Raw genomic sequence first — 22,499 nt, forward strand, 5'->3', positions numbered from 1 at the left:
ATGCTCACCCACTATGAAGATATTTATTACCGACAAGCAAAAAGCCGAACTCGAACACCTTCATGACACCAGTCGTGATAAGCGTGTTTGTGATCGCATCAAAGCCGTCCTGCTGGCCTCCGAAGGCTGGAGCTCTGCGATGATTGCGCAAGCTCTGCGTCTGCACGAAACGACGGTAAACCAACATATCAACGATTACGTCAACACTCGCAAACTTAAACCTGAAAACGGTGGGTCTGCAAGTCGGCTTTGTGCTGAAAAGACTGCGCTCTTAATCAGCTAGTTATCTCAACATCTCTTCCATCATACCCACGACATCGTGGCTTATGTCGAACATCGCTGGGCTATCCGATTCAGTATTCCCGGCATGAACAAGTGGTTGCACCGTCATGGTTTCTCCTACAAAAAACCGGCGGGCGTCCCCCATAAATTCAGTGAAGAAAATCAGAAGCATTTCATTGAATATTATGAGAATTTAAAGAAAACAGCCGGCAATGAGCCGATTCTGTTTATCGATGCGGTTCATCCGACACAAGCCACAAAGCTCAGTTATGGATGGATACGAAAAGGGTATAAAAAGTCAGTTAAAACAAGGAGAAGTCGAACCCGTCTGAATATACTGGGTGCGCTGAATCTGAGCGATATCGGCGGTACGGTTATTCACGATTACAAAACAATTAATGACTACAACATTGCTCGTTTTTTCATTGAGATACGCAAACGTTACCCTGATTACCGACAGAGAATCCATGTAATACTGGACGGTGCGGGTTATCACCGAACCCAATTGATTAAGGATTGGGCCTTTGTCGTGAACATAGAGCTTCACTATTTACCGCCTTACAGTCCGAATCTGAACGCGATAGAACGCCTGCGGAAAGTGATGAATGAGCATACACGGAATAATCGCTATTTTGAAAACACCCGCGATTTTCGGGATGCAATATTCAATTTTTTCACCAATAAGAAATAGCGGACTCGCTGACGTCCAGAATTCACGATTGTTTTCAGGTGCTCAAACCTGCATCTTGAGGTTTATTGGGTATATGTGGCAAAAAAATACAGCGAATTGTTATCAAAATAATGTCGCTTGGCTATAACCCTTAATAAAACGCATAGCGGTAACAAACAACGTTACGTCATGGCAATAAGATCAGAGTTATTAGCAAATCTGGTGTATAGCGATCAGGCTACGTTCCGCTCTGATGCTTCGTGAATATGTTCTCCATCCTTAAATTGGACGTTGCTTACAACCAGGGTCAGCAGGTCAAATCCTCTTAGTCGGTTCCAGCTTTTCTGAGCTGACTGGAGCAGCTTAAATACCATTGACAGGGTTGTTTCTCTCGAACCATCGTTCTTCGCGCCTCTGCTTCGTAGCCTCACAGTCGCAAAAGCCGATTCAATCGGATTTGTCGTTCTTATTGACGTCCAGTGCTCTGACGGGAAGTCGTAGAATGCCAGCAGTTCTTCTCGAGCTTTCTCAAGCTTCTTCATCGCTGCAGGATACTTCGCTGAAAACCTTGCCAACAAAACATCAAAGGCTTCATTAGCGGCATCGCGGCTCTCTGCCAGCCAAACCTCCCGCAGCTCAGCCTTAACTTTCGGTTGCATGGCTTTGGGGAGTGAAGCCAACACATTAGCGGTTTTGTGCACCCAACAGCGTTGGTGCTGCGTGTCCGGGAATATCTTTGCCATTGCATTCCAAAAACCAAGGGCACCGTCTCCCGTAGCCAGCTTGGGAGATACGGTTAGGCCACGTGCTCGCAGGCCATTAAGAAGTTCGGCCCAGTTTGCTTCTGACTCTCGATAAGCATCTTCGACCGCAACCAGCTCCTTACGTCCATGCTCAGTGACGCCGATAATGACCAGCAGGCAAAGGCGATCATCTTGCCTGACATGGCTGTATATGCCATCGGCCCAGAAATAAACGTAGCGCGTATCGCTTAAATCACGCAGGCACCATTGCCTGTGCTCTTCAAGCCATTGTTGTTTCAGTCTGCTGATGGTACTGGCAGAGAGGGCACTAGCTTTTTCACCGAGCAGCGCCCTCAGGGCTTCATGAAAATCACCGGTGGATATGCCTCGCAGGTACAGCCATGCTAGCAACTCTTCGACGCTTTTTGCACGTTTCAGATAAGGCGGCAACAACGCGCTGTTGAAGCATATTCCGTTGCCGCTGCGCTCCCTGACCTTAGGTACTTTAATTTCAACATCCCCAATACCCGTCTGTATGGTTCGCGGTGGCAAATAGCCGTTACGAACGACAGCATGACGCCCGTCGTCAAGGCGGCGTTCAGCATGTTGTTGCAGCATGGCTTCGAGCTCAGCCTCAACGGCGGCAGCTATCAGTTGCCTGGCACCATTACGAATGAGTTCATGCAAGGGATCAGCGGCAATATCTGGTTCTGCGGAGACCTGTAGGGTAGATTTTTTCATGGGGTATCATCTCTCTGTTGTTGAAATCATCCACGAAATCAATCAGCAGGATACGCCACCCCCCCCGAAACCCCAGTACACCAGAAATGAGCATAACTCACGACTTCCTCATCGGTGTAAACATTTTCGCCGTTATAGCCAACTGACTTAAAAATGATTACAGCCAATGCCCTGATATGTGGCAAAAAATACAGCTAATTGTTATCAAAATAATGTCACTTGGCTATATTCGCCAGATCTTAACCCAATTGAGCATAAATGGGCACAAGCAAAAAAAGAGAGAGTGGTTGCGATACAGAGATTTTGTTCTCAGTCCATATAGTGTAATCAAAATTAAGTCGCTTGGCTATACACAAAATCTTAAACAGGCTCGACTGGCCAGAACAGCCACAGTGATCGCGGAGCAAACTAGGGCGCTCGGCTATGAGGTCGAGCGCTTTCACCCATCAATTAAACCAATCGTCCACCGATTCCAACCACTAAGATCTGCGTGCCGTGCACGTGTCGTACGGTGACGTAATGTGCCGTTTTATGGCGTAAAAATGCGGTGTGAATGCCAAGGATGGCTATCCTATCCAATCAGCCCACCATTGCATCATCTCTTTGCGCTTGTCGAGGCGCTACGCTCAAAGACCTAGGCAAGTAGTTTCTTCCGCGTAACGCGTATTCAGTGTAAGATAGCGACGCTATTCTATGCGGTGGCCTTGAATTTGTGTCCACAGGTGTGTCCATTAAAAGAGCTTCTAAGTACCTATCTGGATAAAAAACTATAAAAATGAAGCATATACGAAATTTCTCCATTATTGCCCATATCGACCACGGTAAGTCGACGCTTTCTGACCGCATTATTCAACTTTGCGGCGGTTTATCTGACCGTGAAATGGCGGCGCAGGTGCTGGACTCCATGGATCTGGAACGTGAACGCGGCATCACCATCAAAGCGCAAAGTGTAACGCTGGATTACCATGCCAAAGATGGCGAAACCTACCAACTGAATTTTATCGACACTCCGGGGCACGTTGACTTCTCCTATGAAGTTTCACGTTCTCTGGCGGCGTGCGAAGGTGCGTTGCTGGTGGTGGATGCTGGGCAAGGCGTAGAGGCACAAACGCTCGCCAACTGCTACACCGCGATGGAAATGGACTTGGAAGTGGTCCCGGTGCTTAACAAGATTGACCTGCCGGCCGCCGATCCCGAGCGTGTGGCAGAAGAGATTGAAGATATCGTCGGCATCGATGCCACCGATGCTGTGCGCTGCTCGGCGAAAACCGGCGTTGGCGTTCCTGATGTGCTTGAACGTCTGGTGAAAGAAATTCCACCGCCAGAGGGCGATCCAAATGCGCCGCTTCAGGCGTTGATCATCGACTCTTGGTTCGATAACTACCTCGGTGTGGTCTCTCTGATCCGCATCAAAAATGGTTCGTTGCGCAAGGGCGACAAAGTGAAGGTCATCAGTACCGGTCAGGTGTATAACGCAGATCGTCTGGGGATTTTCACGCCGAAGCAGATCGATCGTGATGTGCTTAATTGCGGTGAAGTGGGTTGGCTGGTGTGCGCCATCAAAGACATTCTTGGTGCTCCGGTGGGGGATACCCTGACATTGACTCGCCAACCGGCTGACAAAGCGCTACCGGGCTTCAAAAAGGTTAAACCACAGGTTTATGCTGGCTTATTCCCGGTCAGTTCTGATGATTATGAGAACTTCCGCGACGCGTTGGGTAAACTGAGCCTCAATGATGCTTCGCTGTTCTACGAACCGGAAACCTCAACCGCGTTGGGCTTTGGTTTTCGCTGCGGCTTCCTGGGCCTCCTGCACATGGAGATCATTCAGGAACGTCTGGAGCGTGAATACGATCTGGATCTGATCACCACGGCACCGACCGTAATTTATGAAGTGAAGACCACGCGTCAGGAAATTGTTTACGTTGACAGCCCTTCAAAGTTGCCACCGCTCAACAACATTGAAGAACTGCGTGAACCTATCGCGGAATGCCATATGCTGTTGCCGCAGGAGTACCTAGGCAATGTGATCACCTTGTGTATTGAGAAGCGTGGTGTGCAGATCAACATGGTTTACCACGGTAACCAGGTGTCATTGACCTATGAAATTCCCATGGCGGAAGTGGTGCTCGATTTCTTCGATCGACTGAAATCGACTTCGCGCGGTTATGCGTCGCTGGATTACAGTTTCAAACGTTTCCAGGTCTCTGACATGGTGCGGGTTGACGTGATGATTAACGCCGAACGTGCTGATGCGTTGGCGCTGATTACCCACCGTGATAACTCACAGTATCGTGGCCGTGAGCTGGTGGAAAAAATGAAAGAGCTGATCCCGCGTCAACAATTTGATATTGCCATTCAGGCGGCCATCGGCAACCACATTATCGCGCGTTCGACCGTGAAACAGCTGCGTAAAAACGTATTGGCGAAATGTTATGGCGGCGACGTGAGCCGTAAGAAAAAGCTGTTGCAGAAACAGAAAGACGGTAAGAAGCGCATGAAACAGGTCGGCAACGTTGAATTGCCGCAAGAAGCCTTCTTGGCCATTCTGCACGTCGGCAAAGAGAGCAAATAAACCCTAAGGAGTTGGCATGGCCAATATGTTTGCCTTGGTTTTAGCGCTGGCGACGCTCATCACCGGCATCGTCTGGTGTTTTGAACGCTTTAAATGGGCACCGGCACGCAAGGCGAGAGCGGAGGCGGCTCTGAGTGCGCAGCAGGATGGCGGCGCGGGCGTTGTGACGATAAAACAACCCGGTTGGATTGAAACCTGCGCTTCGGTGTTTCCGGTATTGGCGCTGGTATTTTTTGTGCGCTCCTTTGTCTACGAACCGTTCCAGATACCGTCGGGTTCCATGATGCCGACGCTGCTGATTGGTGATTTTATTCTGGTGGAGAAATTTGCCTACGGCATTAAGGATCCCATCACGCAGACAACGCTGATCCCGACCGGGCATCCGCAACGCGGGGATGTAGCGGTATTCAAATATCCTGAAAATCCGCGTCTGGATTATATCAAACGTGTGATTGGTCTGCCGGGCGACAGGGTTTCTTACGATCCGCTCAGCAAGCAGGTGACGATGCGTCCTGCATGTGAAGGCTCGGCGTGTGACAGCTCCGTCACGGTAACCTACAGTAACCTTGAAGCCAGTGATTTCGTGCAAACGTTCGGTCGTCCTAGTTCGGAATCGGGCAGCGGTTTCTACGCGCTGCCACTCGGTGAGGAAAAACCGGGTGGCGTGCGGATGGGCGTTCGTCAGGAGACGCTGGGTGATGTCTCGCACCGCATTCTGGTGGTGCCGGGTAGCCAGGATCAACTGGGGATGTACTACCAGCAGTCGCGCCAGCCGCTGACCACTTGGGTAGTGCCAAACGGGCACTATTTCATGATGGGTGATAACCGTGATAATAGCGCCGATAGCCGTTTCTGGGGTTTTGTGCCGGAGAAGAATCTGGTCGGCCGCGCAACGGCAATCTGGATGAGCTTTGAGAAACAAGAAGGTGAATGGCCAACGGGCGTGCGTCTGAGCAGAATTGGTCGAATTCATTAATCACCGTGATAAACCCGCAGCATTATTTTCGGGTACGTTGTAGAATTGTTGTATCTCGCACCGCATTCTCGTTGCAGGTAGCCCTTGCAACGAAGAATGTGATGAGAATAAACGAAAAACGCAGGCTCCGTTTGGAGCCAATGCAAACGAAACAGCTTTGTTCCTATCGCCCGCAGGAGCGATCCAGAAAGCGCTGTTCCGTATGCTGCGGTAAATAGGTATTGTTGATCTATTGGTAACACATGAACCCCATCCTAATAAATCGGTTACAAAGAAAGCTGGGCTATACTTTCCAGCAGTACGACCTGTTATTGCATGCGTTAACGCACCGCAGTGCCAACAGCAAACACAATGAGCGTCTGGAGTTTCTTGGTGACTCCATCCTGAGTTTTGTGATTGCCAATGCACTTTATCATCGCTTTCCTCGTGTCGATGAAGGGGATATGAGCCGTATGCGCGCCACGCTGGTGCGCGGCAATACGCTGGCGGAAATTGCGCGTGAATTCGAATTAGGTGAATGCCTGCGCCTTGGTCCCGGTGAATTGAAAAGCGGTGGCTTCCGCCGTGAGTCTATTTTGGCTGACACGGTCGAAGCGCTGATTGGCGGTATTTTTCTGGACAGTGATATCCAGAATATTGAAAGACTGATTCTGAATTGGTATCAGACCCGATTGGATGAAATCAGTCCAGGGGTTAAGCAGAAAGATCCTAAAACCCGGTTGCAAGAGTTTCTGCAAGGACGTCATCTGCCATTGCCTACCTATCTGGTGGTGCAGGTGCGCGGTGAGGCACACGATCAGGAATTCAGCATCCATTGTATGATCAGCGGTTTTAACGAACCGGTGATTGGTACGGGCTCCAGTCGGCGTAAGGCGGAGCAGGCGGCAGCGGAACAAGCGTTGAAAATACTGGAGATTGAGTGAGCGAAGAACAAACCTGCTGTGGTTTCGTCGCAATTGTTGGGCGACCCAACGTGGGCAAATCCACGTTGCTGAACGAACTGTTGGGGCAAAAAGTCTCCATTACTTCGCGTAAGCCGCAAACCACGCGTCACCGCATTATGGGTATCCATACCGAAGGTCCTTATCAGGCTATTTATGTGGATACGCCAGGGCTGCACATTGAAGAAAAACGGGCAATCAACCGTCTGATGAACCGTGCTGCCAGTAGCTCCATCGGCGATGTCGAGTTGATCATCTTTGTGGTTGAAGGGACTCACTGGACCGACGACGATGAAATGGTCGTGGGTAAGTTGCGCGATCAAAAACGTCCGGTATTGCTGGCAATCAACAAGATTGACAATGTGACGGACAAAACCAGACTGCTGCCGCATATCCAGTTTTTAAGTGAAAAAATGAACTTCCTCGACGTGGTTCCTCTTTCTGCGGAAAAGGGCACTAACGTTGACACTATTGCCAGCATTGTGCGCAAACACCTGCCTGTGGCTGAGCATCACTTCCCGGAAGATTACATCACCGATCGTTCGCAGCGCTTTATGGCGGCAGAGATTATCCGTGAAAAGCTGATGCGCTTTCTCGGTGAAGAGTTGCCCTATTCGGTGACCGTTGAGATCGAGCGTTTCGTGACCAACGACCGTGGCGGTTATGACATCAATGGGTTGATTCTGGTTGAGCGCGATAGTCAGAAGAAAATGGTGATCGGTAACAAAGGCGACAAAATCAAGACGATCGGCATTGAAGCGCGTCAGGATATGGAAGCCATGTTCGAAGCCAAGGTACACCTGGAATTGTGGGTGAAGGTGAAATCCGGTTGGGCGGATGACGAACGCGCATTGCGCAGCCTAGGCTACATCGACGACTTATAAGGTTAGCGCCGATGGAAGGCTGGCAGCGCACGTTTGTCTTGCATGGGCGACCTTACAGTGAAACCAGCTTGTTGCTGGATCTTTTCACGGAAGACGAAGGGCGTGTGCGCGTGTTAGCCAAAGGCGCGCGAGCGCGCCGCTCTCCGCTAAAAGGATGTTTGCAACCGTTCACGCCATTGCTGGTGCGCTGGGGTGGACGCGGTGAAGTAAAAACTTTGCGTAACGCTGAACCGGTGTCACTGGCACTACCGCTCACTGGCGTCATGTTGTACAGCGGCCTCTACGTCAATGAATTGCTTGCTCGCGTGCTGGAGCACGAAACCAATTTTTCCGCACTCTTCTTCGATTACCTGCATTGCTTGCAGCAACTGGCAGCGTTGAGCTCCTCACCGGAACCGGCACTGCGTCGTTTTGAGCTGGCGCTGTTGGGTTATCTCGGTTACGGCGTTGATTTTCTGCACTGTGCAGGCAGTGGGGAGCCCGTTGCAGACACCATGACCTACCGCTACCGTGAAGAAAAAGGGTTTATCGCCAGTGTAATTGTGGATCAGCGTAGCTTTACCGGCTATGAGTTGCGTGCGCTGGCTGCGCGGGAATTTCCTGATGTGCAAACCCTGCGGGCTGCGAAACGCTTTACCCGTATGGCGCTCAAACCTTATCTGGGCGGCAAGCCATTGAAGAGCAATGAGCTGTTTCAAAAATCTGCCGTTTTACGTCCCCACACGCCACCTGTTGCAAAAGAATAATGACCTGAGCAGTGAACCTGTCAACCTCTCGCTATCTAAAGATTGCCGCAGTGGTAACGAACCGAAAGGCCAGTGTACACTGGTCGCCTAACGGTGATTTTTTTGAGGACTGATTTCATGGCAGAGCTTTTGCTGGGTGTAAATATCGATCATGTGGCGACCCTGCGCAATGCGCGTGGCACAGCGTACCCCGATCCGGTGCAAGCTGCGTTTGTTGCCGAGCAAGCTGGGGCGGATGGTATTACGGTTCATCTGCGTGAAGATCGTCGTCATATTATTGATCGCGATGTGCGTTTGTTACGCCAAACGTTGCAGACGCGCATGAACCTTGAAATGGCGGTGACGGAAGAGATGCTGGCGATTGCCTGCGAGCTTCGTCCTCACTTTTGTTGTCTGGTACCTGAGAAACGCCAGGAAGTGACAACGGAAGGTGGGTTGGACGTTGCGGGTCAACTACCGCGCATGACATCAGCCGTGGCCCGTTTGCACGATGCGGGAATTCTGGTATCTCTGTTTATCGACCCCGAACGGGTGCAAATTGATGCCGCTGTAGCCGTTGGCGCTCCTTATATCGAAATCCATACCGGTGCTTATGCCTATGCTCAGGACGATACTCTGCGCCAGCAAGAGTGGGCGCGTATTCGCGATGCAGTGGTTTATGCCGCCAGCAAAGGACTCAAGGTAAATGCCGGACATGGCCTGACCTACCACAACGTGCAAGCTATTGCGGCCCTGCCTGAAATCCATGAGCTTAATATCGGGCATGCGATTATCGGTCGCGCCGTCATGAGTGGCTTGGCAGAGGCCGTCGCGGAAATGAAGTCATTGCTACGGGAAGCCCGTCGTTAATGGCTATTCTGGGACTTGGCTCGGACATTGTGGAGATCGCCCGTATCGAGGCGATTATCGCGCGATCCGGCGATCGTCTGGCGCGCAGAGTATTATCCGCACAAGAGTGGGTGCACTATGAAAAGCACCCGCAGTCTTCCCGCTATCTTGCTAAGCGTTTTGCTGTTAAAGAAGCGGCGGCGAAGGCCTTAGGCACCGGCATTAGCCAAGGGCTGGCTTTCGATCAATTCGACGTCTTCAACGATGAGCTGGGTAAACCTTGCCTGCGACTTTGGGGACGCGCGCAATCGATGGCGGAAAACTTAGGAGTGGAAGAGATACACGTGACCATTGCCGATGAGCGGCACTATGCCTGCGCCACAGTGATCCTTGAAGGGGAGCGAAAACGCCCGCTCACAGACGATCGGCGTGATGCATAACAACAAACTTTTCCCATAATTGCTCCTGCGTTTCCACTTGTTGCGGGTCACGAATGATTGTATTGTCAATCGGGCATACCTTTTGGCAGGTAGGCACATCGTAGTGGCCCACACATTCTGTGCAACGCAGCGGATCTATTTCATAGGTATCCAGCCCCATAGAAATTGCCTGATTGGGACATTCAGGCTCGCACATGTCGCAGTTAATACAGCGTTTGGTAATAAGTAAAGCCACTTTAATCACTTACCTTTTTTATCTTCTATAATCAATTGGTTATTTGCTATTTGTATTCCTTACGATGGTTAACTATCTGTAGGTTTGTACAGTATAAAAAACACTGGTACACTCACTTGCGTAACACAAAACCGCAACACAGACCGAAAATCACCACCTTAAAAATCCTCATGTGCGAGCCTCTCTCGCGATGGGCCACAGGATAAGGAATTTCAATGGCGCGCACTGTAACACAGAACCCCGAAAAGCCCAATAATGACGATTTTTTGAGCGCTTTAGAGCGCTGGGAGGGATGTAAGCCTCCATACACAAGCTCACACATGCGAATCTGTGTTACGGCAGCGAAAACCATACTCAAGTATCAGGGACAATCCCGGCGATCTAAGTACGAAAAAGAGAGCTATTTACGAATCGATTTCAGTAAGGCCGGTAAGGTTACATTCTATGCGGAGTTCCCCAAGAAAATGGGGCTGAAAGGGCGTAAATTGGGTGAATGGCCGGAACTGGCGATTCAACTTGCGCGTGAGAACGCGGTGGAAATGGCGGGGGATGATCTGAGGGCTGAGTCGGTACATTTGGCTCTGGAAAGTTATCGTGCTGACCTTGAAGCGAAAGTACAACGCCAGAAATTAAGTGACCACAGCTACCGGACTTACTGCGCAAGGATAAAACAGATCGATTTAGCGTTTGGTGATCGTGAAGTGTTCGGTGATGTAACTTATGGAAGAATCATTGAAGTGCTGGATACTTGGATAGCAACAAAGTCTAATAACCATGCGCTTGAATTATTCGCCGAACTTCGCCGGTTTTGGAATTATTCTGCCCCGCAGTTGTGCAATGGGCGAAATGTTGCTGCTAGCATACCTGATGATTATGTATCTTCCCGTGTGCAACGGCCTGCGCCTACGCGCCTTTTTACTGATATCGAATCTATAGCGAAATTGTGGCTTAACGTCGCGGGGTGTACCTCCATCCATCAGAAAAATGCCATGCGTTTTATGATCCTGACGGGGGTACGCCCTATCAATGTCAGCAATCTTCAATGGGACTATGTCCAGGAAGATATAAAAGAAATTGTCTATCCAGCTGGGATAATTGGTATGCGTGGTGCGATGAAAACGCAGAAGGAGTTCAGGATCCCAATCACCGTTGGTATTGAGCGTATTTTGCAGGAGCAGAAAGAATGGAGGGATTCGGTACCGGGATGTAATCAGCAGTTTGTTTTTCTTCAACCGCGCAATCCTGAACTACCGTTTGCAAAGCGATCCCTCGATAAGTTGATAAAAACTTACAGCCCGGAAAATGCAGTAAAGGGAATTAAACATGACGGAACGGTGAAGGGTAGGGAAGGGGCATTTAATACGATGTGCCGTAAGTTCTTTAAGAGCAATGTTATTGCTCAGATGCGTGCAAAGGGCTTCTCCCGCTCTGATACGCGGGAGATTAGCCTTTTGTGTTTGCACCATTCGGATAAAAGCGCGGATCCTATGGCTGAACATTACGACTTTTCAGATGAGATATTACAGGAGGAAATGGCGTTGAAGAAAACAGCCTTTGAGGCGCATGAAGCAAGCATCTTGACACAGGTTATTTTACTGAGGAAAAAAGGTTAATACTCGCTGCGACATTTCTGGATAAATGCCTGAACGTTCTGTCGCTCATACCGCACTACTTTTGAGGTAAAACGAATCGGTGCCAATATTTTTTTATGGCGGTGATTGATATTCCAGTCACAGAGAGTTTTTTGGGTAATTCCGCCGAGCATTTTGCAAACCTCTGCCGGAGTAAGCAGATCGTCGGATTGTTCGCTCATTTCAAACCCCTTTGTTTCATTGCATCCAGCAGGATATCCTGCACGTTTCGTTTTGAATCGCGCCGTTCCATCACCAGTTCATCTACGGTGTCGGCGGCGATAATATGGTGAATAAATACCGGGCGGTTATGCCCCGCCTGTATCTGGCGTGTTGGCCCGATACGTTCGATAATTTGTTGGTACTGTTCCAGATCCCACCAGTGCGAGAAAAACACCAGGATGTTTCCGCCATCCTGTAAGTTAAGGCCGTGGCCTGCGCTAGCTGGATGAGCGAATAGCACCGGGATTTTACCGGCATTCCAGTCGCGCAGCGTCTGTGGATCGGAATCAAGCTGTTTACCCTTTGGAAAGGCTTTCAATAAACGGGCTAAATCGCTTTTAAAGTGGTAGGCAACCAGCACCGGCATACCGCCAGATTCGGCAATCACGCTTTCCAGCGCTTGCAACTTGGCGTCGTGGATTTCTGACCAGGTACCTTTGTCGTCGGTATAGATAGCGCCGCTGGCGATTTGCAAACACTTCACGGTTTTTGCGGCGGTGTTTGGCGCTTCAATGCCGTCACCATCCAGTTCCAGAAACATCTCCTTTTCCATTTCCTGATACTGCTGGCGTGCCTTGGGCGGCATTTCCACGCGGATCACGTTATGGATCGGTTCCTCAATAACAAACCAGTCGGCGGCATCCAGTGAGATCGTCACATCGCGTAGCGCGGCCTGTATCTCATCCTGCGAATGGGGAAAGGGTTCCAGCTTTGTCCAGCTTTGGCCGGGAAACTGGATTGCGTTGAACCAGCGCGAGGTAAATGCGCCGTATGTGCGCCCCAGGCGCTGGCCCTGATCGACAAACCACGCTTGCCCCCACAGGTCTACCAGACCGTTTGGTGCTGGCGTGCCGGTGAGATTGCCCCAGCGGTGGACATGCTTATGTGCGACCTTGCCAAGTGCTGCCGCACGTTTGCCGCCGCCGCGCAATCGAAAGGATTTAAGCCGGGTGCTCTCGTCGCCAATTACGCTGGCGAACGGCCAGCGCTCACCCAGCGTTTCAACCAGCCATACCAGGTTGTCATAGTTGGTGGTAAAAACGCTGGCGTTGCTGTTCGTCAGCGCTGCCAGCCGTTCTTTTACGCTACCCATAATGGGCTGGATCTCGATATTGCGCAGATGACTCCATTTGTTGGCTTCATCCGGCCACGTTGACCGTGCCACGCGCAGCGGCGCAAGAACCAACACCGGTTGGGTTTCGGCTCCGCACATAAAGAGATCTTCCAGCGTAGTCAGTGTGGCAACTGTTTTACCCATACCCATGCCAGCCCACACGTTGCAGCGCGGATTATTAATGAGGAAATTGGTGATTAATTCCTGATATGGCCGTGGGGTGTATGGTTTTGTCATTTTCAGCCTCAGAATAGTTTCGCTATATCCACGTCGTAGACTTCCAGCCATGCTTCACGGGGGTAGCATAAAATTCGTGCATCCGTGGACTCATCCCAGTAGTAGGATTCCATCGCGTCATGTTCGTCCTGCCATGTGGTGAGTTGGCGGTAGCTGTACCAGTTACCTGTGGCGCGCCACGCTGACCGGACGGAAGCATAGTCTTTGCTGGCACCCAGCAAAGCCGCCATTTCTTCGCGTTCTTTTATCGCCTTATTGGCGATGCGCTGGTAAACAGCATTACGCTGGCAGGCGGTGGCTTCCCGTTTTTCGCTGATCTGCGCTTTGGTGCGTAAAGCTTCATCGCGTTCATCGGTGAGTAATTCATTTTTCTTTGCAAGTTCGGCGGCGAGCATTAATGCTTCGGAGAATGATTGGGGTACTGGGTGTTGAGGCAACTGATAGCCGCCTGTCTGACGGATTGACGGCAAAACGTCTTCGCATACCCAGTCCTGCACTTTTTCAGCAGAAGGTAATTTGCTTCGCATAATGAGACGGTATAAATCCGGCTCTGTCAGGAGGATGATCCCTTTAGAACGTTCCCCTAAACCTAATTCCTTACACTGTAGGAAATTAATTTTAATCAATTACTTACAGTTATATTCTAGTGCTTGGTGTGGTTTCTCGTAACCTAAAGCCTTTGCGACCTCGACAGCGAAAAATACCGGTTTTCCTTTGTACAGCATTCCGCTTATTTCGATATTCAGAGTTTCATTGTGAAAAATTACAGGTTTGATTAAATTTTGCATGCTAAAGCTCCTCACAAGTTAATGTGCTTAATGAAGCCCCGACGCGATCTCGGGGCGGAATGACTGGATTAGTGGCGCGTCAGGAAGTGTTTAACGTCGTCTTCGTGCCAGTGGTCAAGGCGATCGGCAATGCCCCGTCGCTGTTGGCGGTGGCAGCGCTCGAAAAGCTGCTTCATTTCAGAAAGTACGGTGTTCGAATCTTCACGTTTGCGCAGAATGCGTTTGAGGGTTTGCTTTTCCGCTTCGTGGATGGTTTCACGCAGGGTTTCGGTGACGTAGTAAATACGGCGGCACTCTTTGGCCAGCAGAGGGATGTGCTGCACTTCAAAGGGCATCGGCGACGGGGTGCCGGTCACATCGCGCAGGGCATAATAAACGGCATTGGTCCATGCCTGTTCAAAACGGAAGCCGCGGGTGATGCACCAGACTAAGCGCGCAAGGTTCCGGGTATCGGTGTTCATAAAACGCTCGGGGGCTTCGGGCTGGTAGACGGGGTGACCCACTTCGCGGTCGAGAATATCCAGCACCCATTTGCGAAACTCTTTGGCTACTGGGGTACGGGCAAACATGGCGACGAGATGTGCGCCACGCAGGGAGAAAATGCGGACTGTTTTTTTGTAATTTCCTGAGACCTTCAACTTGAGGGTCTCAGTCATATCAGCCGAAAACTCATCTGAATTTCTTTCGTAAATTTGGGTAACAGCGTCAGAATTTTTATATTCGAGAGCTTGTGCTATATCTACTGCGGTTAAGTAAATATAGGAGTTACGCTTAATAGTGTTGAAACAGACATCACGAAATGCGAGTTGAGTATTCATTGTCACGTCCTACTTGATTGTTGAATGCCCTTGTTGAGAGGGCGGTCAGGTACTTCAACACCGCAAGTAGACGGCCAGCAGTTTTTCCCTTAAACAAGGGTGTTGTATGTTCTGCTCGCTACCCGACCATATCTATGGACGTAAAAAAACCGCAAGACTGTCGGGCGCGGTATCCGCTACTTGGGGTGTGTTGAGCACCTAAGAGCAAATATAACGACCAGCGACAGCAGATGTCAAACTAACTTGCAAAATTTTGCAGATTGGCGGTTAGATCGCTTACACTTGGCTTAACGCAGGAGGATTTCCCATGGGCCAAGTTGCATTTGATACATTGCAGGCATCGGAAGAGCTTGAGACTGCTGGCATTTCCAGAGAGCAGGCGCGGGCGATCTCGCTCGTCGTACGCAAGTCTCATGAGGTGGCGGATGTGGCTACAAAGGCTGATATTGCCGAGGTAAAGCGCGATATCGCTGATGTCCGTAAGGACATGGAAGCTCGCTTCGAGAAGAACGAAGCTCAGATGCAGGCTCGCTTCGAGAAGAACGAAGCTCAGATGCAGGCTCGCTTCGAGAAGAACGAAGCTCAGATGCAGGCTCGCTTCGAGAAAACTGAAGCTCAGATAGCCTTACTCCGTAAAGATGTTGAACATACTGCAAATGGATTATTGATAAAACTGAGTGCTGTGATTCTCGCTATCGCCGGTCTGGCATCAACCATTGTCACGGTGGTAATTAAACTGCTTTGATTTTACACCCCCCTTCCTGCGTCAGGCGGCTAACCTGTTTGCGCAGCCGCCTGTTGTCTTCCGCCATATACCCAATCACCGCCCTGAGCGTCTGCGTTTCCCAGTCCTCGTTAGGCTGTCTGCCCAGACTGACCAGATAGCGGGCATCGTCTATACTCTCGCCGCCGTTGGTGATGGCGACGACCTCGCCCATATTGGGGTGTCTGAAGGTCAGCACCCGTGCGTTATCCAGTTTCATTGAATACCCTCCATATTTTTGCTGTCCAGCACAACCACGGTAAAACCCAGCGCGCGCATCCGGTCGTGTTCCCGAAGTTGATCTGCCCGTGGCTTCTCGCCAGGAGCTTTGCATTCAACGAAAACGAGACGGCCACCAGGTAGCAGTACCAGCCGATCAGGAACAGAGCGGCGTCCGGGGGACACAAACTTGTAGGCAATACCGCCCGCTTTTTTCACTTCCGCTACAAGGTGCTTTTCGATGGTGGATTCACGGATGTAAGCCATCGGTAACCGCCTCTTTCAGTTTGTCCCGCCCGATCTGCATCAGGCAAAAGTCAGAGCGGTTTTCGCTCCACATTTGGTTTAGCGGGTTACGCGCTGACCGGTTTGCTTTCGCCCATATTTTGGCGGCGCGGCGGTAATCGCCCTCGCGTTCAATTTGTGCAGCTTCACGCGCAGCACGGAAATAAAGCGGATTGTCATTTTTTTTAAAAGACATAAGGGTTACTCCTTACGGTAGCGGTAGGCCTCGAACCCGCCAGCAGACAGTGGTAGGTCTAAAGCCCATGCGGGGTTAGTTGCGAGCAGGATGCTCAGGTGTTCGTGGGAGTAATCAGAATGGTCTGGCGCTTCCGTTAAAATCTCGTCATGCACCGTCAGTATGATGTCGTAACCGTTGTCCTCCACACCGGGCATATTCGCGGCCATCACATCACGGGCGGTAGCCTGGGTTACGTTCTCTGCCAGCTTGCCGCCGTAGGTTTGCAGGCGTTGCCATTTCCGGCTGTAGGTGTTGATGCCCATGTAGCTGATCTTGCCGCTGTCGTCGATACGTGCGCCGGGATAACAGACCGCCCGGCCAGAGGGAAGCTGAATACGTAGCCAGCTTCCGTCGCGGCGAAGCTTTAATTTGCGGCAGGAAATGGTTATGCCGGGTGTGGCAATGGCGCAGCGGGTGGCCTGGTCGATCTCCTTCCAGAAGCTGAATGTTGCCGTGTGGGCTTCGCGCCAGAGGCGTTTAAAAGAGTCGCAAACAACATAAGCGCGTTTTGACAGTCCGTAGGTTCGCTTCTGTTTTACCGACCATTCATATGCACGGATAGCTTCATCCAGAATGTTGCGCGGAATATTGGCGATAGCGGCGGAGGCCATTTCTTCGAGGTCGATGTTGTACGCCAGCGAGAACGTCAGAAATGCGCCAACGCCCCCTTCATAGCCCAGCGCCAGCTCCTGCACCTTGCCGACCTGACGCTGATCTTTGTCCACTTCATCCGGGTGGACGCCGAAAGATTTTGCATAGGCCAGTTTGTACAGGTCATGGCCAGCGCGGATCGCCTCGCCTTTTTCATCGGTACCGATGATGGTGTCATAATCCCGGAACGCCTGTAGCTTCCACTTCTCCCCGGCTAACCACGCCAGTACGCGCCCCTCGATGTTGCTAAGGTCAGATACCACCAGTTTTTTATCGGCAGGGGCCATGATGCAGCCGCGCAACGCTGAACTGGTCAACTGCATCACATCGTCGTAAAGCAGGTCGGCGCACCCGGCTTTCAGTGCTTCAATACCACAGTCAATGTCGGCTTGTTTCAGCATTGGTCTGGGTAAATTTTGCGGCTGAAATAAGCGCCCGGCCCAGCGGCCTGTGCGCGATGCCCCACAAAACTGCAATGTGCCGCGCAGACGTCCGTCACGGCTGACGCCTTTCATCAGGGTTTTGTATTTACTGGTGCTGGTGGAGCTGGCCTGTAGGCGGATAGCGAGTAATTCACGAAGTTCAAACGGTAAATCAGGATCGTTAACCCGGCGCTGCAAGGTGCTGGCCTGCATATCGGGCAGTTCGATACCAAAGGCTTCTGCTATGTGTTTCAGCATGGCGTCACGCTGTGTTGCCGCTTGCACCGCGTTGTCCGTGAGCTCCCGCGTTCGTTTGGCCAGAACCTTCTGTTCACTGTCAACCGCCGTCACCGCTGCTTCTGCGAGGGGGACATCCATGAATACGCCGCGATCATTGATACGCTGATCCCGGTGCCAGAGCGCCAGTTCCTGACCTGAGTAATTCCAGGCAGGTAGCTTTTTGTCGATCTCACGCATGGCATCAATATCCAGTCCGGCGTACTCAACGAATCGCTGCCACTCGACAGGGTGTGTTTTCGCGCTAGCGCGGCGGATAGCGCTGTTTTTGGGTCGAGGCTTGCAGAATAGCTGGATCAGTTGCTTACCAGCCTTATCCTTGGCTTTATCCTGCGAAACACTGAGAATGTCACACAGATCGCCCAGCGATCCCGGCAGGCCGTGCGCCAGCGCCCTGACCATTGTATCCCGCCAGCGCTCAACGCCACCGGCAGCTATACCCGGCATGGCGTGATTTAATACCGTGCGGTCGAAATATGAATTATGGGCGTAAATCAGCCCATCAGGATTGGCTAATGCGGTTCGAAGCGCCGTGGGCATGGGCTTTCCGCGGGTCACGTCCCATACCTGCACGGGGTCAGTATCAATAGCCCAGGCAAAAAGCATGATCTCAGCCTCCTCTGTATACGCATGGGTACCGTTTTTGATAGGCACCTCGCTGAAGGTTTCAAGATCGAGATAAAGACGTTCAGGCATGACCATGCCTCCGTATTAAAATCGGTTACAAAAAGCCCCTGGCAGAGCAGGGGCTGGGATAAATTAGCGGGGTAGTTTTGGCGGTATGTATTTGCCGATACGTGATTCTATTGTTGGTAAAACACACATGCTGTCGTTGAACCGGTCGTGCAGAAGGTATACCAGTTTTGAGTCCATGACCTCGAGGGCAGGACGCAGACGGGATCGCCAGATTTCATCAATACGCCTGAAATTATGCAAAACGGCGTGCAGATTGCCAATAAACATTTCTTTCTCGGCATCGCTGATCTCTGGCTGGACTTTCAGAATTCGCTTCACATTGCCATTCTTGTAGAAGAGTTGCTGCGCTGCGACTGCGTCGTCCACTGTCGGGTAAACTCCGATATAAACGTTCTTTTCACCGTTCCATACATAAGCCCTGTAAGGGTTGTATTTGCTCTGGTGATGGTAAACCATCTTAGGCAGGCATTCCCTGTGTGGAGCAATGACCGTTGAGGATTGTTGGTGCAACTTCTTCTCACATTCGATGAAGTAGCGTCGCACCTGACGGCCTTGCTCGTTGCGCTCAACCATCGCCAGCTCTTTTGCTGTGTTCAGGGTGAGATGGTAGTCCTTGCTTCTTCTATCTCCACCTCGTGTATTTTTGATTCCCCCACTTTGATGAACCAAAATGTAGTCCGCGTTTTCGATGAATCCGTACTCGGTAACGCGGTTCTTAATCCATGTTGAAAAATCACGGCGAACATCGAGGAATTCATGCAGCTTACGCGCATCACACAGTAGAGTTGCTTCGTTGGAAATAGTGCCGTTGAAAACGGGGATAAGCTGATTGGTCATTTCTACGATCCTTTTTCAGAGGAACCAGAAAGGCTCTGGTGGCCGAGTGCTGAAAACTTGTCGTAGAGCAAGCGGGCTTATTCCCTTTTCAGGTCTTTTATTCGCCCACACTCGGCCATATCTGAAATATGGACGTAAAAAATCCGCATGTCTGTCGGGTGCGGTTTCCGCTACGAAAAGGTGTTTTCAGCACCTGTAGCGGACTATAGCTCCCGACTTCCATTAATGTCAATCCTCGCCGGGTGGTGAGTGGGTTTAAATCAACGCTTCTGCGTCAGCGCCTTCGCTCATATTCTCGAAGTCATCCGGCGTCGCTACACCGCCGCCAGCGAAGGCGTCACCATCGCGCAGGAACTGGACGCCGCCCAGTGACGCGTTAATGCGTTTGCCGAAATTGTTATCCATTGCCCATATATCGATGGTGGCGTTAACGTAGCAACCGGCATACGGCTTGCCATCGGCGGCGGTCAACGCGGAACGAGCACGGTCGATAACCAGTGGTCGGGCTTTATTACTGGCGGAGACAAACTTATTACCGGAATAGCCCTCGTATTCTGCTTTTTCATCGCCATCGTGCAGGCAGACTTTCAGGCCGGTGCGTAAGGATTTAAGAACGCTGTCGGTTTTCGGCCCCCATTTTTCTTTCGCTACCTGAGCGATAGCCGCTTCAATTTCTTTCACGCAGGGATGGTCGGGTGGGAAAATAAATGCAGCGCTAAATCGTGGTTCACCTTCGCCATTAACAGTCTTAGGTTCAAACAGCGCAGGGAAGGCCAATCTTACATTTGATAATTTAACTTTCATCGTGATGCTCCTTAAATGAGGGATTCAGCGGCTTCAACATCGTCAAAGTCGTTTACGGGATTGATAATTAATGCCGGTTTGGGATCGGCTTCTGGCACCATGGCGGGTTTTCCATCAGGGCGGGTAATAATGGCTTCTACCTGTGCCCAGCGGCGCGGATTGTCTTTTTTCAGCAGGTTTTCGGCCTGTTTGGGGCCGATCAGTTTATGCGTGTAAATCGGATTGCCCTTCAGCCTGAACGATTTGAGAAGCGCTTCCGCTTCGCGCTCATCACCCCAGATGCGATTCCCCTGTTTACCCTGAACCAGTTTATAGCCGGAAACGGAGTGCCCATTTTGCAGCAGGTTAAATGCCGCAGAGCGGACGCTTTTACACCAGCTTTCGATATGGTCAATCAGCGGTAGCGTTTCGCCCAGCCATTTCCCATCCGATTCAGCCAGCTTCTGACGGGCAGTGGTCAGTGCGTCTTCCAGAGGCGGCGGGTCGGCTATTTCGCTGAAATCATTTATTAGCGCAGCCGCGACATACTCCGCTTGCACCTGGCATTTACCTCGCCGCTTACACCAGCGGCAGGTTTTCTCTCCGGGGTGATAGGCCGAAGCCGGAATAACATCGGGGCCGTTTTTCCCGGCGTCGTCTGCCAGTTGCAGCACATCGGCAGCGATGGCTTTCACGTTCTGCCCGAACTCCTCCAGATTTTGTACGCTGCATTCGTATTCGCTGAGGTGGTTGATGCGGGGCTGGTGGATAAACATGCGTACACGATGGATGTCGGCGATCAGGCTGACCTGCTCCAGCGCCCCGAGGGCGTAAAGCATGAGCTGGGGGTTTTCGAACGCATCCACTTTCTCATAACCGTATTTGAGGTCGTGGATCTGGAGTTCATCACCGAGGATGATGACCGCGTCCGAAGTACCAAACTGATTGGGTATACCAACGATGTGAGAGAAGTCGCATTTCTGCTCTACCAAGAGTATCGCGCCGGGTTGCTGCGCCAGCGTCCAGACCGCTTCAACGTACTCTCCCACCTTATCAACCATTTCCTGGCTGACCTGCGGGACAGGACTGGCTTTTAACTGAGGTTTCAGCCGGTTACGGAGGATCGTTTCGGCCAGATGATGCGCTGTGGTGCCTTCTTCGGCATAACTCGTCGTTTCATCAGCTTCAAACTGCTCCGCTGCCAGTGCCGCGTTGCAATGTAGCCAGCGGTGAGCGGATGAGGGGGACAGTTTCGCGTGAATATCTGGCATGCCTTATCCCTCCGCCAGCGCCTGTTCTGCGAGCATCACAACGTCTGCCAGATTTTCCTGTGGCACCTGCCCCAGCTTCTGGGCACCGAATTTATTCAGGATGTCTACGGCCTGGTGACGATAACCGCCTGTCGTCAGTTCCATAATCAGGTTTCTCGCCTGCTTGAAAATGTCTTCCGGGGTATCGCCAACGGTGGCTTCTGTTTCCTTTTTGGTCACTGTCGGCTTAACACCTGCGCGTTCATCGCGTGGCATATCCAGCAATAATTCGGCGTATTCGCGACGCTCGGTGATCCCCGGCAACGCATCCCAATGCTCAAGTATCTGGACAGCCAGATTGAATACGTCCTCACCATGCAGTTGGGTTGCACGCGGCACGCCTTTCAGGGCCATCGTCAGCGCGTCAATCTGCGCATTGCGATCTTTGCCGTTGAGTGTTTCCGTCACGTCAACCGCGGCGGTGATTTTATCGCTGTCCAGATAACGGCCCTCGTTACCGTAGAGCGCCGCCAGCGCAACGGCTACCGGCAGGGGTTGGTCTTCAAGACGGGGTTTTTCCTGTTCCGCTTTTTTGGGGCGGGTGCTGTCTGTTTTCGGTTGTGGTGGAGCAGGGGGAGTAAAGACGTTACCGCTCTGCATTGCTGCGATTAGCTGGCGCATTACCTCAGTATTTTCTTTAATGACTACTTCAAGGCTCATGAGGTACCTCAGGTATAAAGGGTGATCGGAAAACGGGCATTGGGGTTTTGTTCCAGTTCATCGCGCTTACGTAACCAGCGCAGGCGGCGAACGGTGTTATTGACTGGCGCAGTGGCCATCGGGGCGGTTTTAACTTTTTCCTGTTGTTGCATCGTGGTCCTCCTCAGCGAACTTAATAAAGCGCCCGCGACCAGGGCCGACGCTTGATAAATTCACATTTGCTTGAGGGACATGCAGCAAAAAGCATGTCCCTCATCACGTTCCTGTCTCGCATTCCGGTTTCAACGGGTTAGCCAAGACATTCAGCGGGCCACTGAATTGCGGGGGGTGACTGCCCTGTCCAGATTGTTAAAGAGCGGTAATACATTTTGTTTTAAAAAAGAGTACAAATATCAGTTTATCTTGTCAATACGAAATGTAATTTATCTTGAAGGGAGCAAAAAAAAGCCCACACATGTGGGCTGGTA

At 51.2% G+C, this 22,499-nt stretch carries 27 protein-coding genes and 1 pseudogene; 11 read left to right on the top strand and 17 right to left on the bottom strand.

The window, feature by feature from the left end:
- The first annotated feature begins 13 nt into the window (after positions 1-13).
- Positions 14-1,032: pseudogene (locus tag ACD630_RS26220) on the top strand (IS630 family transposase).
- 153 nt (positions 1,033-1,185) lie between these two features.
- Here ACD630_RS26220 and ACD630_RS26225 read toward each other — a convergent pair.
- Positions 1,186-2,436, bottom strand: a complete 1,251-nt coding sequence (locus ACD630_RS26225; protein ID WP_430361136.1) for an IS256 family transposase — start codon at positions 2,434-2,436, stop codon at positions 1,186-1,188.
- A 38-nt stretch (positions 2,437-2,474) separates the two neighbouring features.
- On the bottom strand, positions 2,475-2,603 hold the full coding sequence (locus ACD630_RS26230) for a hypothetical protein (RefSeq protein WP_430361137.1): 129 nt from the start codon (positions 2,601-2,603) through the stop codon (positions 2,475-2,477).
- A gap of 81 nt (positions 2,604-2,684) precedes the next feature.
- Between ACD630_RS26230 and ACD630_RS26235 the strand changes: the two genes are divergently transcribed.
- The 8 genes from ACD630_RS26235 to acpS all read left to right on the top strand — a co-directional run bounded on the left by ACD630_RS26235 (position 2,685) and on the right by acpS (position 9,826).
- Positions 2,685-2,951, top strand: a complete 267-nt coding sequence (locus ACD630_RS26235; protein WP_430361138.1) for a hypothetical protein — start codon at positions 2,685-2,687, stop codon at positions 2,949-2,951.
- A 260-nt stretch (positions 2,952-3,211) separates the two neighbouring features.
- Entirely contained in the window at positions 3,212-5,011 is a 1,800-nt protein-coding gene (lepA, locus tag ACD630_RS26240; RefSeq protein ID WP_430361139.1) for a translation elongation factor 4, read from the top strand.
- 16 nt (positions 5,012-5,027) lie between these two features.
- Entirely contained in the window at positions 5,028-5,987 is a 960-nt protein-coding gene (gene lepB, locus ACD630_RS26245; protein WP_430361140.1) for a signal peptidase I, read from the top strand.
- A gap of 242 nt (positions 5,988-6,229) precedes the next feature.
- Positions 6,230-6,910 (top strand): ribonuclease III, encoded by a 681-nt coding sequence (rnc, locus tag ACD630_RS26250; RefSeq protein WP_430361141.1) that lies wholly within the window; start codon positions 6,230-6,232, stop codon positions 6,908-6,910.
- Positions 6,907-7,812 (top strand): GTPase Era, encoded by a 906-nt coding sequence (era, locus tag ACD630_RS26255; RefSeq protein WP_430361142.1) that lies wholly within the window; start codon positions 6,907-6,909, stop codon positions 7,810-7,812. Before rnc ends, era begins: the two co-directional genes overlap by 4 nt.
- An 11-nt stretch (positions 7,813-7,823) precedes the next feature.
- Positions 7,824-8,558, top strand: a complete 735-nt coding sequence (gene recO / locus ACD630_RS26260; protein ID WP_430361143.1) for a DNA repair protein RecO — start codon at positions 7,824-7,826, stop codon at positions 8,556-8,558.
- 117 nt (positions 8,559-8,675) lie between these two features.
- Positions 8,676-9,407, top strand: coding sequence for a pyridoxine 5'-phosphate synthase (gene pdxJ, locus ACD630_RS26265; protein ID WP_430361144.1), 732 nt, complete (start codon positions 8,676-8,678; stop codon positions 9,405-9,407).
- Positions 9,407-9,826, top strand: coding sequence for a holo-ACP synthase (acpS, locus tag ACD630_RS26270; protein WP_430361145.1), 420 nt, complete (start codon positions 9,407-9,409; stop codon positions 9,824-9,826). Before pdxJ ends, acpS begins: the two co-directional genes overlap by 1 nt.
- Here acpS and ACD630_RS26275 read toward each other — a convergent pair.
- Positions 9,801-10,061: a YfhL family 4Fe-4S dicluster ferredoxin gene (locus tag ACD630_RS26275; RefSeq protein WP_430361308.1), complete on the bottom strand. Its 261-nt coding sequence runs from the start codon at positions 10,059-10,061 to the stop codon at positions 9,801-9,803. The genes acpS and ACD630_RS26275 overlap by 26 nt on opposite strands.
- A 215-nt stretch (positions 10,062-10,276) precedes the next feature.
- Here ACD630_RS26275 and ACD630_RS26280 point away from each other — a divergent pair, with 215 nt between their 5' ends.
- Positions 10,277-11,674, top strand: coding sequence for a recombinase (locus ACD630_RS26280; protein ID WP_430361146.1), 1,398 nt, complete (start codon positions 10,277-10,279; stop codon positions 11,672-11,674).
- Here ACD630_RS26280 and ACD630_RS26285 read toward each other — a convergent pair.
- From ACD630_RS26285 to ACD630_RS26305, 5 genes are all read right to left on the bottom strand, one after another.
- Positions 11,671-11,874, bottom strand: a complete 204-nt coding sequence (locus tag ACD630_RS26285) for a helix-turn-helix transcriptional regulator (RefSeq protein WP_048913555.1) — start codon at positions 11,872-11,874, stop codon at positions 11,671-11,673. The two genes, ACD630_RS26280 and ACD630_RS26285, sit on opposite strands and share 4 nt — an antisense overlap.
- Positions 11,871-13,265 carry an SNF2-related protein gene (locus ACD630_RS26290; protein WP_430361147.1) on the bottom strand — a complete coding sequence of 465 codons (1,395 nt, stop codon included), beginning with the start codon at positions 13,263-13,265 and terminating at the stop codon, positions 11,871-11,873. The genes ACD630_RS26285 and ACD630_RS26290 overlap by 4 nt, the downstream gene beginning before the upstream one ends.
- 8 nt (positions 13,266-13,273) lie before the next feature.
- Complete coding sequence (locus ACD630_RS26295) at positions 13,274-13,891, bottom strand: BRO family protein (RefSeq protein WP_430361148.1); 618 nt, start codon at positions 13,889-13,891, stop codon at positions 13,274-13,276.
- The gene (locus tag ACD630_RS26300) at positions 13,892-14,053 is read right to left on the bottom strand and encodes a hypothetical protein (protein WP_430361149.1); all 162 of its coding nucleotides are present in this window, start codon (positions 14,051-14,053) and stop codon (positions 13,892-13,894) included.
- Positions 14,054-14,121: 68 nt separating this feature from the next.
- Positions 14,122-14,871, bottom strand: coding sequence for a BRO-N domain-containing protein (locus ACD630_RS26305; protein WP_430361150.1), 750 nt, complete (start codon positions 14,869-14,871; stop codon positions 14,122-14,124).
- Between the two features lie 307 nt (positions 14,872-15,178).
- Between ACD630_RS26305 and ACD630_RS26310 the strand changes: the two genes are divergently transcribed.
- Entirely contained in the window at positions 15,179-15,616 is a 438-nt protein-coding gene (locus ACD630_RS26310; RefSeq protein ID WP_430361151.1) for a hypothetical protein, read from the top strand.
- Here the strand turns inward: ACD630_RS26310 and ACD630_RS26315 are convergent.
- From ACD630_RS26315 to ACD630_RS26355, 9 genes are all read right to left on the bottom strand, one after another.
- Positions 15,603-15,854, bottom strand: coding sequence for a hypothetical protein (locus ACD630_RS26315; RefSeq protein ID WP_430358488.1), 252 nt, complete (start codon positions 15,852-15,854; stop codon positions 15,603-15,605). The genes ACD630_RS26310 and ACD630_RS26315 overlap by 14 nt on opposite strands.
- A complete protein-coding gene (locus ACD630_RS26320) occupies positions 15,851-16,120 on the bottom strand; it encodes a VRR-NUC domain-containing protein (protein WP_291972955.1) in 270 nt (89 codons plus the stop codon). Before ACD630_RS26320 ends, ACD630_RS26315 begins: the two co-directional genes overlap by 4 nt.
- Entirely contained in the window at positions 16,104-16,334 is a 231-nt protein-coding gene (locus ACD630_RS26325) for an ANR family transcriptional regulator (RefSeq protein WP_430358487.1), read from the bottom strand. The genes ACD630_RS26320 and ACD630_RS26325 overlap by 17 nt, the downstream gene beginning before the upstream one ends.
- A gap of 5 nt (positions 16,335-16,339) precedes the next feature.
- Positions 16,340-18,442 carry a DNA polymerase I gene (locus tag ACD630_RS26330; protein ID WP_430361152.1) on the bottom strand — a complete coding sequence of 701 codons (2,103 nt, stop codon included), beginning with the start codon at positions 18,440-18,442 and terminating at the stop codon, positions 16,340-16,342.
- A gap of 63 nt (positions 18,443-18,505) precedes the next feature.
- Positions 18,506-19,279, bottom strand: a complete 774-nt coding sequence (locus tag ACD630_RS26335; protein WP_430361153.1) for an antA/AntB antirepressor family protein — start codon at positions 19,277-19,279, stop codon at positions 18,506-18,508.
- 255 nt (positions 19,280-19,534) lie between these two features.
- Complete coding sequence (locus ACD630_RS26340; RefSeq protein WP_430358484.1) at positions 19,535-20,083, bottom strand: DUF2815 family protein; 549 nt, start codon at positions 20,081-20,083, stop codon at positions 19,535-19,537.
- An 11-nt stretch (positions 20,084-20,094) separates the two neighbouring features.
- Complete coding sequence (locus ACD630_RS26345; protein WP_430361154.1) at positions 20,095-21,333, bottom strand: DUF2800 domain-containing protein; 1,239 nt, start codon at positions 21,331-21,333, stop codon at positions 20,095-20,097.
- Between the two features lie 3 nt (positions 21,334-21,336).
- Positions 21,337-22,032: a hypothetical protein gene (locus ACD630_RS26350; RefSeq protein ID WP_430358482.1), complete on the bottom strand. Its 696-nt coding sequence runs from the start codon at positions 22,030-22,032 to the stop codon at positions 21,337-21,339.
- A gap of 8 nt (positions 22,033-22,040) precedes the next feature.
- On the bottom strand, positions 22,041-22,184 hold the full coding sequence (locus ACD630_RS26355; RefSeq protein WP_291973386.1) for a hypothetical protein: 144 nt from the start codon (positions 22,182-22,184) through the stop codon (positions 22,041-22,043).
- Positions 22,185-22,499: the final 315 nt, after the last annotated feature.

This window comes from Symbiopectobacterium sp. RP, from assembly GCF_050472005.1.
GTDB lineage: Bacteria > Pseudomonadota > Gammaproteobacteria > Enterobacterales > Enterobacteriaceae > Symbiopectobacterium.

Excerpts from the sequence above, each read along its gene's own strand:
- ACD630_RS26280 (WP_430361146.1), top strand. The coding sequence starts at position 10,277 with ATGGCGCGCACTGTAACACAGAACCCCGAAAAGCCCAATAATGACGAT.
- ACD630_RS26320 (WP_291972955.1), bottom strand. The coding sequence starts at position 16,120 with ATGGCTTACATCCGTGAATCCACCATCGAAAAGCACCTTGTAGCGGAA.
- ACD630_RS26225 (WP_430361136.1), bottom strand. The coding sequence starts at position 2,436 with ATGAAAAAATCTACCCTACAGGTCTCCGCAGAACCAGATATTGCCGCT.
- rnc (WP_430361141.1), top strand. The coding sequence starts at position 6,230 with ATGAACCCCATCCTAATAAATCGGTTACAAAGAAAGCTGGGCTATACT.
- ACD630_RS26330 (WP_430361152.1), bottom strand. The coding sequence starts at position 18,442 with ATGCCTGAACGTCTTTATCTCGATCTTGAAACCTTCAGCGAGGTGCCT.
- ACD630_RS26310 (WP_430361151.1), top strand. The coding sequence starts at position 15,179 with ATGGGCCAAGTTGCATTTGATACATTGCAGGCATCGGAAGAGCTTGAG.
- ACD630_RS26355 (WP_291973386.1), bottom strand. The coding sequence starts at position 22,184 with ATGCAACAACAGGAAAAAGTTAAAACCGCCCCGATGGCCACTGCGCCA.
- ACD630_RS26305 (WP_430361150.1), bottom strand. The coding sequence starts at position 14,871 with ATGAATACTCAACTCGCATTTCGTGATGTCTGTTTCAACACTATTAAG.
- ACD630_RS26335 (WP_430361153.1), bottom strand. The coding sequence starts at position 19,279 with ATGACCAATCAGCTTATCCCCGTTTTCAACGGCACTATTTCCAACGAA.
- pdxJ (WP_430361144.1), top strand. The coding sequence starts at position 8,676 with ATGGCAGAGCTTTTGCTGGGTGTAAATATCGATCATGTGGCGACCCTG.
- lepA (WP_430361139.1), top strand. The coding sequence starts at position 3,212 with ATGAAGCATATACGAAATTTCTCCATTATTGCCCATATCGACCACGGT.
- ACD630_RS26325 (WP_430358487.1), bottom strand. The coding sequence starts at position 16,334 with ATGTCTTTTAAAAAAAATGACAATCCGCTTTATTTCCGTGCTGCGCGT.
- ACD630_RS26300 (WP_430361149.1), bottom strand. The coding sequence starts at position 14,053 with ATGCAAAATTTAATCAAACCTGTAATTTTTCACAATGAAACTCTGAAT.
- ACD630_RS26315 (WP_430358488.1), bottom strand. The coding sequence starts at position 15,854 with ATGAAACTGGATAACGCACGGGTGCTGACCTTCAGACACCCCAATATG.
- recO (WP_430361143.1), top strand. The coding sequence starts at position 7,824 with ATGGAAGGCTGGCAGCGCACGTTTGTCTTGCATGGGCGACCTTACAGT.
- ACD630_RS26290 (WP_430361147.1), bottom strand. The coding sequence starts at position 13,265 with ATGACAAAACCATACACCCCACGGCCATATCAGGAATTAATCACCAAT.
- acpS (WP_430361145.1), top strand. The coding sequence starts at position 9,407 with ATGGCTATTCTGGGACTTGGCTCGGACATTGTGGAGATCGCCCGTATC.
- lepB (WP_430361140.1), top strand. The coding sequence starts at position 5,028 with ATGGCCAATATGTTTGCCTTGGTTTTAGCGCTGGCGACGCTCATCACC.
- ACD630_RS26345 (WP_430361154.1), bottom strand. The coding sequence starts at position 21,333 with ATGCCAGATATTCACGCGAAACTGTCCCCCTCATCCGCTCACCGCTGG.
- ACD630_RS26350 (WP_430358482.1), bottom strand. The coding sequence starts at position 22,032 with ATGAGCCTTGAAGTAGTCATTAAAGAAAATACTGAGGTAATGCGCCAG.
- ACD630_RS26285 (WP_048913555.1), bottom strand. The coding sequence starts at position 11,874 with ATGAGCGAACAATCCGACGATCTGCTTACTCCGGCAGAGGTTTGCAAA.
- ACD630_RS26340 (WP_430358484.1), bottom strand. The coding sequence starts at position 20,083 with ATGAAAGTTAAATTATCAAATGTAAGATTGGCCTTCCCTGCGCTGTTT.